General features: G+C 55.9%; 11 protein-coding genes. 5 read left to right on the top strand and 6 right to left on the bottom strand.

The window, feature by feature from the left end:
• Positions 1-72 precede the first annotated feature (72 nt).
• From trpB to SD425_RS17000, 4 genes are all read left to right on the top strand, one after another.
• Positions 73-1,272 (top strand): tryptophan synthase subunit beta, encoded by a 1,200-nt coding sequence (gene trpB / locus SD425_RS17015; protein ID WP_324671140.1) that lies wholly within the window; start codon positions 73-75, stop codon positions 1,270-1,272.
• A gap of 11 nt (positions 1,273-1,283) precedes the next feature.
• On the top strand, positions 1,284-2,066 hold the full coding sequence (gene trpA, locus SD425_RS17010) for a tryptophan synthase subunit alpha (protein ID WP_324671139.1): 783 nt from the start codon (positions 1,284-1,286) through the stop codon (positions 2,064-2,066).
• A 55-nt stretch (positions 2,067-2,121) separates the two neighbouring features.
• Entirely contained in the window at positions 2,122-3,135 is a 1,014-nt protein-coding gene (aroF, locus tag SD425_RS17005; RefSeq protein WP_324671138.1) for a 3-deoxy-7-phosphoheptulonate synthase, read from the top strand.
• A gap of 509 nt (positions 3,136-3,644) precedes the next feature.
• The gene (locus SD425_RS17000; RefSeq protein ID WP_324671137.1) at positions 3,645-4,391 is read left to right on the top strand and encodes a phenylalanine-4-hydroxylase; all 747 of its coding nucleotides are present in this window, start codon (positions 3,645-3,647) and stop codon (positions 4,389-4,391) included.
• Positions 4,392-4,464: 73 nt separating this feature from the next.
• Here SD425_RS17000 and SD425_RS16995 read toward each other — a convergent pair whose 3' ends face one another.
• The 6 genes from SD425_RS16995 to SD425_RS16970 form a co-directional block, all read right to left on the bottom strand.
• Positions 4,465-4,935, bottom strand: coding sequence for a DUF962 domain-containing protein (locus SD425_RS16995; RefSeq protein ID WP_324671136.1), 471 nt, complete (start codon positions 4,933-4,935; stop codon positions 4,465-4,467).
• A gap of 210 nt (positions 4,936-5,145) precedes the next feature.
• The gene (locus SD425_RS16990; RefSeq protein ID WP_324671135.1) at positions 5,146-6,000 is read right to left on the bottom strand and encodes a dienelactone hydrolase family protein; all 855 of its coding nucleotides are present in this window, start codon (positions 5,998-6,000) and stop codon (positions 5,146-5,148) included.
• Between the two features lie 139 nt (positions 6,001-6,139).
• Complete coding sequence (locus tag SD425_RS16985) at positions 6,140-7,504, bottom strand: AarF/ABC1/UbiB kinase family protein (protein ID WP_324671134.1); 1,365 nt, start codon at positions 7,502-7,504, stop codon at positions 6,140-6,142.
• A gap of 129 nt (positions 7,505-7,633) precedes the next feature.
• Positions 7,634-8,266 carry a TetR family transcriptional regulator C-terminal domain-containing protein gene (locus SD425_RS16980; RefSeq protein ID WP_324671133.1) on the bottom strand — a complete coding sequence of 211 codons (633 nt, stop codon included), beginning with the start codon at positions 8,264-8,266 and terminating at the stop codon, positions 7,634-7,636.
• 69 nt (positions 8,267-8,335) lie between these two features.
• The gene (locus tag SD425_RS16975; RefSeq protein ID WP_324671132.1) at positions 8,336-9,658 is read right to left on the bottom strand and encodes a deoxyribodipyrimidine photo-lyase; all 1,323 of its coding nucleotides are present in this window, start codon (positions 9,656-9,658) and stop codon (positions 8,336-8,338) included.
• 11 nt (positions 9,659-9,669) lie between these two features.
• Complete coding sequence (locus tag SD425_RS16970; RefSeq protein WP_324671131.1) at positions 9,670-10,386, bottom strand: SDR family oxidoreductase; 717 nt, start codon at positions 10,384-10,386, stop codon at positions 9,670-9,672.
• A gap of 298 nt (positions 10,387-10,684) precedes the next feature.
• On the opposite strand from SD425_RS16970, the gene SD425_RS16965 reads away from it, so the two are divergent.
• Positions 10,685-14,134: a pyruvate carboxylase gene (locus SD425_RS16965; RefSeq protein ID WP_324671130.1), complete on the top strand. Its 3,450-nt coding sequence runs from the start codon at positions 10,685-10,687 to the stop codon at positions 14,132-14,134.
• Positions 14,135-14,228: the final 94 nt, after the last annotated feature.

Here is a 14,228-nt window from a genome sequence, read left to right as displayed (position 1 = left end):
CTCAGATTCCTCACGCTGTTCGGAATGACAGCAACAACAACATAACCCTAGCTTCTCATACCCGAATTCCCCATGACCTATCAACCGAATGCCCGTGGCTATTACGGCGAGTTTGGCGGTGCCTATGTTCCCGAAATGCTCTACCCTAATGTGGAGGAGCTCCAGGAGAACTACCTGCAAATTCTAGCTGATCCTGGCTTTCAACAGGAGTACCAGAAGCTGCTGCGCGACTACGTAGGCCGGCCCACGCCGCTATTCGAAGCCAAGCGCTTGTCGGCAAAGTACGGTACGCGCGTCTTCCTGAAGCGAGAGGACTTGTGCCACACCGGCGCCCACAAGGTGAACAATACGGTTGGGCAGATCCTGATGGCGCGGCGCCTAGGCAAAACGCGCATCATTGCCGAAACCGGCGCCGGTCAGCACGGCGTGGCTACGGCTACGGTTTGCGCGCTGATGGGCATGGAGTGCATCGTGTACATGGGCAAAATCGACATGGAGCGGCAGCGCCCTAACGTGGAGCGCATGCGCTTGCTCGGGGCCGAAGTTCGCTCGGCCGTGAGCGGAAGTCAAACCTTGAAGGATGCCACCAACGAAGCCATCCGCGACTGGATCAGCAACCCTGTGGACACGCACTACATCATCGGTTCGGTCGTGGGCCCGCACCCGTACCCGGACCTGGTGGCACGGCTGCAATCGGTGATTAGCGAGGAGATGCGCAAGCAACTCAACGAAGAGCTAGGTCGTGAGCTGCCTGACTACGTGGTGGCTTGCGTGGGTGGCGGCTCCAATGCGGCCGGGGCTTTCTACCACTTCCTCGACGAGCCTTCGGTGAAGCTGATTGCGGTAGAAGCAGCCGGTCATGGCATCGACTCGGGGCACTCGGCGGCTACGTCGGTGCTGGGCAAGCCGGGCATCATTCATGGCAGTCGCACGCTGCTCATGCAGGACGAGCACGGCCAGATTACGGAGCCGTATTCGCTGTCGGCGGGGCTAGATTACCCGGGGATTGGGCCGCTGCACGCCTTCCTCGGCACGTCGGGTCGGGCGCGCTTTATCAGCATCGACGATGAGTCGGCGCTGTATTCAGTGGCTGAGCTGAGCCGATTGGAAGGTATTATCCCGGCTCTGGAAACGGCGCACGCGCTGGCCGCCTTGCCGCAGCTAGGTGCTGGTCCGGAGGATATTGTGGTCGTGAACCTCTCGGGGCGCGGCGACAAAGACCTGGCTACCTACCTCCAATTCGCTGATAAACTGAACTCCTACGAATTCTAAGCTGCTGCTCCGTGGAAAACCGCATCGCCAAAGCTTTTGCCAAAAAGCAGAACCATCTGCTCAACGTATACCTCACGGCCGGCTATCCTACGCTCGACGCCACCGTGCCGCTCATCGAAACCCTAGCTAGCTCCGGCGCCGACCTCATCGAAATCGGCATGCCGTTCTCCGATCCGCTGGCCGATGGTCCGGTCATCCAAGCCAGTAGCACGGCGGCCTTGCTCAACGGCATGAACCTGTGGGTGCTGTTTGCCCAACTCAAAGACATTCGGCAGCGCGTGCCCGAAACGCCGATTCTGCTTATGGGTTACCTGAACCCAGTGATGCAGTTCGGTATGGAAAACTTCTGCCGCGAAGCTGCCGCCGCGGGCGTTGATGGCCTGATTCTACCCGATCTGCCGCTGGTGGAGTACGAAGAAGAATATCAGGACGTATTCCGCCGCCACAACCTGCGGCCCGTGTTCCTGATTACGCCACAAACTTCGCCTGAGCGTATTCGTCGCATCGACGCTCTGACAGAATCTTTCCTGTACCTCGTGTCGGGCCCCGGCACTACGGGCGGTGGCACCACGCAAGACCCCGCGAAGCAGGAAGCGTATTTCGAGCGGATTGCTGCCATGAACCTGCGCAACCCCCGCCTCATTGGTTTCGGCATTGGCGACAAAGATTCTTTCAACCGCGCCTGCCGCTACGCCGACGGCGCTATCATCGGCTCAGCGTTCATCAAGGCCCTGGAAGGCAAGGAAGATGCGCCCGCCGCCGCGCGAGAGTTTGTTGAATCGGTTCTAAACTAACCCCACTCGGTCATCTGGAGCTTGCACCCGATGACTGAGGAAAATACCACCACCCATGCTCATTCAGCTAGAACAATCCATCAGCGAAGCTGCCAAAGCGGACATCATCGCTTACATTAAAAGCATCAAGTACAAAGTCACGGAGGTGACCACCCAGCGGGCGTATTACTTGGTGGGCATCGGCAAAACCGAGTTCGACTTGCGTCCTCTAGGCCAGTTGCCCGGTATTCGCGACATTCATCGCGTTTCCGACGACTACAAGCTGGTGAGCCGCAAGTGGCGCGTGCGCCCCACCGTTCTCGACCTAGGTGATGGCGTGCGTATTGGGGAAGGCTCGCTGAGCATCGTGGCTGGCCCGTGCAGCATCGAGAGCGAGGAGCAGATGGAGAAGATCATGCAGCACCTCGTGGACAACGACGTGCGCCTGATGCGGGGCGGTGTGTTCAAGCCGCGTTCGTCGCCGTACTCGTTTCGGGGCCTAGGTATGGATGGTCTGAAGCAGTTTCACCAAATGGCCCGCGAGCGAGGCATCAAAATCGTGACGGAAGTGATGCAGGTGTCGCAGGTAGAAGAGATGCACGACTACGTGGACGTGTTCCAAGTGGGCGCTCGTAATACCCAGAATTTCAATCTGCTCGATGCCCTCGGCGGCGTCGATAAGCCGGTGCTAATCAAGCGCGGCATCTCGGGCACCATCGAAGAACTGCTATCCTCAGCCGAATATGTCTTCTCGGGTGGCAATGAAAAGCTGATTTTATGCGAGCGAGGCATTCGGACCTTCGAAACCGCCAGCCGCAACACGCTCGATCTGAATGCTATTCCAATTCTAAAGGAGAAAACACACCTGCCCGTGATGGTCGACCCCTCGCACGGTATCGGTATCCGCGACTATGTGTCGCCGATGGCTTTGGCGGGCGTAATGTCTGGCGCCGACGGCATCCTCTACGAGGCTCACGAAAAGCCCGAAGAAGCCGCTTCCGATGGACAACAGACGCTCAACTTTGCCGAGTCAGCGCGTTTGATTCGCAACCTACGCAAAGTATACGCCGTGCGGCAGGAGTTAGAGTAACGAAGTAAGCTAGCTTCGCTGAAAGGGAGCTAAAACAAGGGCTTGTTGTGGGCGGTGAAAAGTTGCTTATAACAGGCCCCTATTTTTGTACGTAAACTAATAAGGGGCTGAAAAATTATATACATGTTTCATTATGCATACTTTTTCCGGTAATACCCCTTGAAAATGTAGGGGGTTAGTTTAAAATATCATAATATATGAGCCAGGTGGCCCAAATTATTACAGGGATAAGTTGAGCTTTTTATCAAATTGTTAACAAAGCTCCCTAGAAATTTAAGTATAGGGTGTACAACCTATTTATAAATATTTATACCTTTGCTATCACTATGCGAAACCAAGCTGTGCAATGCCTAAGTAATATGATTACCAAGCGCTTTAAGCGCACTGGGGTCGGGCTTTATTGTCAGTACGGAAGCTAGAAGCAAATGCAACTAATCCTCTGAAACTTTAAAGCCCGACCTCTTCTAAGAGGACGGGCTTTTTTTTATCTCTCTATATCCTTTACGACCATGTTTCAGCAACCCTATGACCGGTACACCGCTCAAGACCAACTCGTCTGGAAGGTACTGTTCGACCGCCAGACCGCTGTGCTCCACAAACGCGCGGCTTCCGCGTTTGTCGAAGGGCTAGCTCGTATTGGCTTTAATCGTCATGCTATTCCTGTGTTCTCGGAAGTAAGCCAGCGGCTGCGCGGGGCTACGGGCTGGGAATTGAAGACCGTATCCGGCCGCGTAGATGATGCCACTTTCTTTGCCTTTCTGGCAGAGCGTCAGTTTCCGGCTACGATGTGGCTCCGCAGCATGGATCAGTTCGACTTCGTGAAGGAGCCTGATCTGTTTCATGATGTGTTTGGCCACGTGCCGCTGCTCATGGATGCTACCTTTGCCAACTTCCTGCATTTGTTGGGTAAAACGGCCCTACAACACCTGCACGATGCCGAAGCGTTGCGCCGTCTGCGGGCACTCTACGGCTACACAGTGCAGTTCGGGCTGGTGATGGAAGATGGCAAGCCCCGCATCTACGGCGCTGGTCTGCTGTCGTCGTCGCTCGAAACCCACCACTGCGTACACGAGGATACCCCTCGCCAGGCCTTCAACCTAGCGATGGTACTGGACACGAACTACACAGAGGAACGCTTGCAGGAGCAATATTTCGTGCTGAACTCGTGGGAACAGCTAACGGAAATTGTGGACGAACTAGCCGCTCTGTTAGCTACTGCTACCGTCAACGACTGGGCGTTGAAGACTGCTTGTTAATTGTTAAGTTATATTTGAAAGCGCCGGTCAGCCCACAGGTTGGCTGGCGTTTTTGCGTGCTACCTAGGTATAATCAGTAGCGCCAGCCGAGGCGCTCATACACGAAATGCAGGAGCCAAACGGGACCAATAAGCAAGAATTGTAAGTCTTTCAGAAAGCTAGGTTTCTTGCCTTCAATCTTGTGCCCCCAGAACTGGCCAACCCAGGCCAGCACGAAGATGAGCAGGCACACCACCCAAAGCGGCAGCGGCGCACTGGCCTCCACCACGCGCAAGCCCATTGCCATGACTGCCCAGATAAGCACCATACCTAGCGCTAGCCGTGGGGAAAGGCGCAGATAATATAGCACGGCCAGCGCCATCACCAAGGTCGCCCAATTGACCCACGGGCCAGCCGCACGCATGAAGTCTGGAACGGGTATCGACCACAAAAGACCTAGGATGCTGAACATGATCAGCGGCACGCAAATCCAGTGCACGCGCTTGTTGGTCGGGTTCTGGTGGCTTTCGCCGTACTCGGCTAAAAGGCTAGGTAAGCTGCTCATAATCGGGTGGGTAGAAGGGTGTAATTAAATTTAAGAGTTTTTAGACTTTCTTTTGTCATTCCGAGCAGAGCGAGAAATCTGAGTTATCAAACCTAAGCTCGTGACCCAGATTCCTCGCTCTGCTCGGAATGACAGCCGTCTGTGAATACAAAAAGCCCCACCGAAATTCATCGGTGGGGCTTTAGTAGTTACGCTTTGCTGTAGGAAAAGCTAAGCCTTTAGCTTGAAGCTTTTACGCAGGTAGTCGACCGTGGCGGTGTGCGCTTCGGCGGCATATTTCTGGTTGAACTTCGGATTGGAAGGGTTAGCGAAGGCGTGGTCAGCGTCGTAACTCTTGATGGTTACCTTCTTCTTGGCAGCGGTCATGTCCTTTTGAAACTGGCCGACTACTTCAGGGTTGATCCACTTGTCTTGGGTGCCAAAGATGCCTAGCACGTCCGTATTGAGAGTCTTGAGCTTCGCGACGTCCTTCTCCGGCATGCCGTAGTACATCACGCAGCCTACGTCTTTGGAGCCGGCGAGCAAAGCTGTTTGCAACGACCAACCGCCGCCAAAACACCAGCCCACCGAGGCAACCTGCGCCTTGGGGCCGGCATACAGAATGGCACCCTTAATAATATTCTGAGCGCGGTCGGTTTGCACGCCTTGCATGAGCTTGCCGGCTTCTTCGGGCGTGCTAGCTACCTGACCGTCGTACAGATCGAGCGCAATAATGTTGACGCCTTTCAGCTCGTTGGCAAACGTGCTGCATTCCTTCTTGATGTAGTCGTTCAGCCCCCACCATTCATGAATGACGAACAGGTATTTAGTGGAAGGCGTACTGCTCTTGATTTCGAATCCATGGCCGGCTTTGCCATCGGGCGTCTTGAATTCGATGTTTTCACCTTGGCCTTCGTAAGTATAGGGTAGGGGAGCATCGTGGCCACCAGAGAAGTCTTCGTTGGAGGCTAGCATGGCAAATGCCTCAGTAGCAGTATTTGGCTTGGCGCAGCAGCTCATCGATTGGGCCGACGCCACGGATACTACGCTCAAAAGCGCAGCGCAGAGAGTCCAGAATTTTTTCATGGAACAGGTAAGGGGAAGTGGTAGAACAAAACCGGCAGTTCAGGAGCCCTTCAAGAATAGCCCTCATTCTCCGGAATGACAAGCATATATCATGAGTGACGCCTAAACTGCCGATGTAGCCCTAAACCAAGAAAACGGCTTACGGTTTAACTGCCGAGGAAAGAATCGGCATCTCCGTCCGGACTTCTGCTTTCAGCTCAGAAAGCAATGCATACAGCCCCACATAGGTACGATTGACGTAAATGAAGTGGCGCGAACCGCGGGGTTCCCGCTGCTGGCGAAGCTCGGGCTGTTGCATGAGGTCGTCACCGAGCGCGTAGAGCGACTGGATGTACGCTTCATCGCCAAAGTCAAAGGTGGGCTGCTGAAAGGGGCGGGCCACTAGCTCCAGCGACGCACCAATGGTGCGCAAGTACAGCTCGCGCTGGGCAGGCGGATCATCTGAGCGCAGAACTTCAAGTTGAGTGAGCAAAGAAGCTAGGTGCGCTTCGTCAGCCAGTACACCAGGCTCCAAAAGCGCAAAGAAGTGCTCGTAGAAATCCGCCGGAATATCCTTTACACAGCCAAAATCTAGTACACCCAGGACACCGCCGTCGTCAGCACGCAAGAGGAAGTTGCCAGGATGCGGGTCGGCGTGCACCTGGCGCAGCGTGTGGATTTGGAAAGCGTAGAAGTCCCAAAGCGCTTGCCCTAACTGGTTGCGTACAGCTTGGGAAGGATTCGTTGCCAAAAACTCTTTCAAGTGCTGCCCTGATAGCCAGTCCATCGTCAGGATGCGGGCGGATGAGTATTCGGGATAGTAGCGCGCAAACTCCAGATGAGGAATGTGCGCACTTTGCGTAGCAATTTCGGTTCCGCGGCGTAGCTCTAGCTTGTAGTCGGTTTCTTCTAGCAAGCGAGTTTCTACTTCTTCCAAGTACGGCCGCACCTGCGATTCAGCCAGGCCGAGCACTCGCAGCGCAATTGGCTTTACCAAGCGAATATCCGAGCGGATACTGTCGGCTACGCCAGGATACTGCACCTTTATCGCCAGCGACTTACCGTCTTTACGGGCAAAATGTACCTGCCCAATACTGGCGGCCTGCCGTGCATTGATGTCGAACTCGTCGAACACCTCGTAAGGCGAACGACCTAGGGTATCGCGAAATACTTTGATAACCAGCGGACCAGACAAGGGGGGCGTTTGGTACTGGGCCTGCGCAAATTGGTCGGCGTAGGCACTAGGCAGAATGTTCTTCTCCATCGCCAGCATCTGGGCCACTTTTAGCACCGAGCCTTTCATTTCGCTCAAGGCACCGTAGAGCTCAGCGGCATTGGCAGCGTGAAGGTCCTCGGTGGTGCTGTTGACGCCCACCGAACGTTTAGCGTAGTGCTTCACGTAGTTGGTGCCAACCTTCAGGCCAGTCTTAGCAAAGCGAGCAGCACGCGCTACTTTGGTGGTGGGGAGAGAAACTAACGGTTTGGAAGATTCCGGGGTGGGAATAGTCTCTTGTGAATCGGACATGGTAGGAGTAAGGTAACTGCGCTGTGGCGCAAAGCGCCGGCTTGGCGCATCGTTGCACGAACGGCACCTAGGTCGGTTCAATAAGATTATCGTTTCACGACGTGCGAAGCGGACGCTTCGCGCTGCACCCTAGCGGCGGTGCAGTAGAAAGCGAGCTAGGTCCAAGGCGGAGTCAAGGGAGTTGCGGCCCACTAGGTCGAAGCTCAAGGTCACGGCTTTCTCGACGGCGGCATCGGTGCGCTCGAAGTTTAGGCTATCGTCCTTGGCAAAGAACCCGAGCACAAACAACACTTGCTGCCAGAAAGCGCGTGGGTATTGCTCCTGCACCAGTGGCCGGCTTGCTACTTCCTCGGTGCGACGGCCTTCGCGCAACAGATCTTCGGCAAACACCTCAAAATCTTGGCGGAAGTCATCGAGCACGCGGGGTGTGAAGCCGGGTACCTTTGGCATAGAGCGGCGCAATGACTGCAACGCGTAGCTGCGGTTCTGCTTTAGAATTTCGATGAGCGTAAAATAAAAAGCTAGTAGCCGCTCGCGCGAGCCATACTCATTCCACACGGGTTCCTGCGCCGCCCGTTCCCGCGCCTGCCGGCCAAAGTCGCCCCAAATGTCGCGGTCAATGGCGTCGAAGGTGGCGTAGTAACGGTAAAATTCCGCCTCCGGAATACCTAGCTTCTGCGTGAGTTTGAAGACGGAAATCGGCGGCTCGCCCTTGCGCAGCACGTAATCAAGATAAGCCTGTTTGATGCGTTCTTTCTCCATATACTTACAACCAACGGACGAGCCGGAAGGTTGCTCTACCGGCCTGAGTTTGTGTACTAAAAAGCGCGATTAAGTACTTGCTTGGTAGGCAGCGCGGAGCGTGTCAACGGCCCGTTGGCGGGCGAAGGGATGATCGACCAACGGAGCCGGGTAGGCGGTGGTACCTAGCTCCGGCACCCACTTTTTGATGTAGGCTAGGTCAGCGTCGTATTTCTCCTGCTGACTGGCCGGGCTATACACCCGAAACCAAGGCGCGGCTACGGCTCCCGTGCCTGCCATCCATTGCCAGTTGCCTACATTTTGGGCCATGTCGTAGTCGAGCAGCTTATCAGCAAAGTACCGGTCGCCCCAGCGCCAGTCGATCAGCAAGTGCTTCACCAGGAAGCCAGCCGCCGCAATGCGGACGCGGTTGGGCATGTAGCCCGTTTCGTTCAGCTCGCGCATGCCGGCATCCACGAGCGGGTAGCCCGTGCGGCCCTCGCACCAGGCCTGAAATTCTTCCTCGTTGTTACGGTATGGTACGTTGCGCAGGCGTGGGTTGTAGCTTTCCGTAGCCGTGAACGGATAATGCCACAACAGCATCATGAAGAAGTCGCGCCACACGAGTTCGGCTAGCAACTTCGGGTTCAGTTCTTTGGCTTGGCGCATGAGTTCGCGCACGCTCAACGTGCCGAAGCGCAGATGCACCGAGCGGCGAGTACTGCTGTTCACCAAACCAGGCTGGTCGCGGGTTTTGTGGTAATTGCGCACTAGGTCTTCGGATGGCAGCTCAGCGGCGGCAACGAATTGCTCGTATCGCTCAAAGCCCATGCTTTCCAGTGTCGGGCGGGTGGGCGCGTTGGAGAGAGAAGCTAAGGTATCCTGCTTGAACAGTTCCGCCGATGGGTAGGGCTGCAAGTGTTCGTCGCGCAGAGCAGCTAGCCACGCGTCGCGGTAGGCGCTGAAGTTTTTGGGCGGGGCGCCACCCTTAGTCAGAATCTCGCTTTTAGCGAAAATCACTTGGTCTTTGAAAGCCTTGAACTCCGCGCCGTGCTGCTGGCATAACTCAGCTATGTCCGTGTCGCGCACCGTAGCATAGGGCTCGTAGTCTTCATTCGTGTACACGGCACCCACTTCGTGTTCGCGCAAAAGCTCCGCGAAAACCTCTACTGGGCGGCCGTAATAAGCCAAGAAGCTGCCACTGGCTTGTTCTGTTTGGCGGGCCAAGCGTTCCACCTCATCGTAGATAAACGTCACGCGGGCGTCCCGGCGGCTCGGAAGCTGGTCCAGAATTTCGCGGTCGTAGATAAATAAGGGTACCACGAGGTAGCCTAATTGTAGAGCCGCTGTCAAACCTGCATTGTCGTGCTGGCGCAAGTCGCGGCGATGCCAGAACAGGGTGATCTTCGCCATAACCTAGGTCTTTATTTTAATCGAGACATGCCACCATCCACGGGTAGGATCTGGCCGGTGATAAACGAGCTGTGCGCCGAAAGCAGGAACGAAGCCGCGTAGGCGAGGTCCTGGGGCTGGCCAATACGCTGAAGTGGGTGGCGCTTGGCGCCGGCTTCGGCCTTCTCCGGTGTGTTAAGCAAGGAGGCAGCAAGGGGCGTATCGGTGAGCGAAGGCGCGACGGCATTCACCCGGATATTGCTAGGAGCATACTCGGCGGCCAAGGCGCGGGTCAGCCCCTCGATAGCGCCTTTGGCTGTAGCAATGCTCGAGTGAAAGCTCATGCCAGTGCCCGCCGCAACAGTGCTGAACAAGACGATGGAAGCGCCATTCGCTTTCTTCAGCCGCTTCACGAGAGGCTGCAAAACCTGCACGGCTCCGAGTACATTTAGCTCAAAATCTGCCCGGAAGTCATCCAGTGAAATCCGTTCGAAGGGGCGCAGCTTGATGCTACCGGGGCAATAAACGACACCATGCAGCACTTCCGGCAGCGCGTCGAACACGGTAGAAGCCAACGGCTGCGTGACGTCTAGCTCTAAATGGGTAGTCTGCAACGCTGCTAACTCAGGCGAAAGGTGGCGCGAGGCAGTAAACAACCGGTAGCCTATCTGGTGCAGCAGCTCGGCGGTAGCGAGACCGATGCCGGAAGACGCACCGACGACGAGTATGTTTTGGTTGGCAAAATCCATGGGTGAGAGCGGTAGGGTAGACGTACCTACAACTCAGCTGTCGGACGAAGGTTTCTGGAATACCTATGTGAAAGCGCACCTATTGCGGTGTTTCAGCCTTGCTTATAGATGCGCAAGTAAGAATAGCTGTTTATCTGATTTGGCGCAGTTTTGCTTCAATTTTTCGTGTAATTCTCTCCTTATTTTGAAAAATAACTAATGTTTTGGTCAATTTAATAGGAGATTCTCGCTTAAAGTTGGTCGCTTTGGTGTGCTTTAGTAGCTTACGCCGCAATACACTTTTCTGCCAAATCCCCCTATGAACATTCGCAAATTGCTGGTCGCCAACCGGGGCGAAATTGCCATTCGCGTACTACGCGCCGCGAGCGAGCTAGGTATTGCTACCGTGGCCGTGTACACCTACGAGGACCGCTACTCGCTGCACCGCTATAAAGCCGACGAAGCCTACCAGATTGGGCGCGACGAGGAGCCACTGAAACCGTACCTCGATATTGAGGAAATTCTGCGAACAGCGAAGGAGAACGGCGTTGGTGCAATTCACCCGGGTTACGGCTTTCTGAGCGAAAATGCCACGTTTGCCCGGCGTTGTGCCGAGGAAGGCATCGTGTTCGTGGGGCCGCGGCCGGAAGTAATGGAGGCCCTCGGCGACAAAGTGGCCGCCAAGCGGGTAGCCGTGGAGTGCGAAGTGCCTATCATTGAGAGTAGCATCCAAGACCTGACCAGCTTCGAGATTGCCAGGGAGGAAGCGCACCGCATCAGCTACCCCGTGATGCTGAAGGCCGCATCGGGTGGCGGTGGGCGCGGCATGCGCGTGATTCGCGACGACGAGCAGCTAGAAAAAGGCTTCTTTGAGGCGCGCAACGAAGCTAAGAAAGCCTTCGGCGACGATACCGTGTTCCTGGAGAAGTTCGTGGAGCGCCCCAAACACATTGAGGTGCAGCTAGTAGCCGATAGCTACGGCAACATCGTGCACCTCTACGAGCGGGACTGCTCGGTGCAGCGCCGCTTCCAAAAAGTGGTGGAAGTAGCCCCGGCTATTAACCTGCCCGACCACCTGCGCGAGAAGCTCTACGAGTACTCGTTGAAGCTAGGTAAGGCGGTGAACTACAACAACGTAGGCACGGTCGAATTCTTGGTAAACCCTGAGGAAGACCGCATCTACTTCATCGAGGTGAACCCGCGTATCCAGGTGGAGCACACGGTCACGGAGATGATTACGGGGGTCGACTTAATTAAAACCCAGATCTACATCGCCGACGGCGGCAGGCTAACCGACCCCGAAATCAACCTAGGTCCGGACGTGAAGCCGCCCAAGATTGGAGTGGCCATTCAGTGCCGTATCACCACCGAAAACCCCGAGGAGGATTTTAAGCCCGACTACGGCACCATCATCGCCTACCGCTCGGCGGGCGGTTTCGGGATTCGTCTAGACCAAGGCTCGGTGTACCAAGGGGCTAAGATTCTGCCCTTCTTCGACTCGCTGCTGGTGAAGGTGTCGGCGCAGGCCCGCACGCTAGCCAATGCAGCCTCGCGCATGGCCCGCACACTGGATGAGTTCCGCATTCGCGGGGTGCACACCAACATCCAGTTCCTGCAAAACATCATCTCGCACCCCGAGTTCGTGAGTGGGCAGGCTAATGTGGACTTCATCAAGGACCACCCCGAACTCTTCAAGTTCAAGGTGCGGCAGGACCGGGGCTCGAAGGTGCTCAACTTCGTCAGCGACATCGTAGTCAATGGCAACCCCGACGTAAAAGGCCTCGTGGACCCTACCCGTGAGTTTCGGCGGGCCATTCGCCCCGACTACGACCCGGCCGCGCCGTATACGCCTGGCACCAAAGACAAGCTCACCGAGCTAGGTCCGGAGGAGTTCTCGAAGTGGCTGCGCAACGAGGCGCTTATTCACTACACCGACACCACCCTACGCGACGCGCACCAGAGCTTGCTCGCCACCCGTATGCGTACCTTCGACATGATGAAGGTGGCGGAGCGCTACGCCAAAATGCACCCGCAAACTTTCTCTATGGAAGTGTGGGGCGGCGCAACGTTTGACGTGGCCTTGCGCTTCTTGCACGAAGATCCGTGGGAGCGACTGAGCAAGCTGCGGACTGCCATTCCGAACATTCTGCTGCAAATGCTGATTCGCGGGGCCAATGGCGTTGGCTATAAGGCGTATCCGGATAACCTCATCGAGCGGTTTGTGGAGCAGGCCTGGGAAACCGGCATCGACGTGTTCCGCATCTTCGACTCGCTGAACTGGATGAAGGGTATGAACGCCTGCATTGGCTTTGTGCGCAACAAAACCAAGGCGCTGGCCGAAGCTAGTATCTGCTACACCGGGGATATTCTGGACACCAAGGAGCACGGCAAGTACAACCTAGATTATTACCTGCGTCTGGCGAAGCAGCTGGAAGACGCCGGCGCGCACATTCTATGTATCAAGGACATGGCGGGCCTACTCAAGCCCTACGCCGCCACCGAGCTGATTACGGGCCTGCTCGACACCGTTAAGATTCCGATTCACTTGCACACGCACGACACGTCGTCGTTGCAGGCGGCCACCTACATGAAGGCGGTAGAAGCGGGTGTCAACGTGATTGACGTGGCCCTAGGTTCGATGTCGGGGCTTACCTCGCAGCCCAACTTTAACTCGGTGGTGGAAATGTTCCGCCACACGCCGAGACACCGGGAGTTCAACCAAGAAAGCTTAAACCAATTCTCGAACTATTGGGAAACGGTGCGGGAGTACTACTATCCGTTCGAGTCAGGCCTGAAAGCCGGGACGTCGGAAGTATTCCAGCATGAAATTCCGGGTGGCCAGTACTCCAACCTGCGGCCACAGGCGGTAGCTCTCGGGCTAGGTGACCGGTTTGAGGAGGTGAAGAAGATGTTCACCGACGTCAACTTCCTTTTCGGCGACATCATCAAAGTAACGCCCTCTTCGAAGGTGGTAGGCGATATGGCGCTGTACTTGGTGACCAATAACTTAACCACCCAAGACGTAATGGAGCGCGGCGAGTCTCTTAACTTTCCAGAGTCCGTCGTGAGCTTATTCCGAGGTGATATTGGGCAGCCCGAAGGCGGCTGGCCCACCGACGTGCAGCGCGTTATCCTGAAAGGGGAGCAGCCCTTCACCGACCGTCCCAACGAGCATCTCGCCGCCATCGACTTCGATGCTGAGTGGATTAAATTCCAGGAGCAATTCGGGAAAGGTGTGAAGTTCACTGACTTGCTGTCGTATCTGCTGTATCCGAAAGTATTCGAGCAGTATTGGGCGCACGTGCAGGAGTACGGTGACGTATCGCCGGTGCCTACGCGGGTGTTCTTCTACGGTTTGCAGCCGGGGCAAGAAACCATCATCGATATTGCCCGCGGTAAGTCCATTATCATCAAGCTGCGCTCCATTGGTGAGGTGAATGACGAAGGCAACCGCACGCTGTTCTTCTCCTTCAACGGCCAGACCCGCAACCTCGACGTGCGCGACAGGTCGGTGGAAGTGAAGGCCGTACGTAACCCCAAAGCCGATAAGAACAACAGTCGTCAGGTGGGCGCGCCACTACAAGGCATGCTCTCGAAAGTGCTGGTAGAACCAGGCCAAGAGGTGAAACGCAATGCTCCGCTCTTCATCATTGAGGCCATGAAAATGGAAACCACCATCACTGCCCCCGACGACGCCAAAGTGGCAGCCGTGCAGCTCAGCGAGGGTACGCTGGTGAATGCCGATGATCTGGTGCTGACCCTAGGCTAGGTTAGTGGCGTAGCCGTGAAAAATGGATGCTTTGGCCACAGCGCTAAGGCATCCATTTTCATTATAAAGTAATGTATATTGGCCTTAGATTACT

The organism is Hymenobacter sp. GOD-10R (genome assembly GCF_035609205.1).
Taxonomy (GTDB): Bacteria; Bacteroidota; Bacteroidia; order Cytophagales; family Hymenobacteraceae; genus Hymenobacter.
This window is presented reverse-complemented; position numbering and strand designations above follow the sequence as displayed.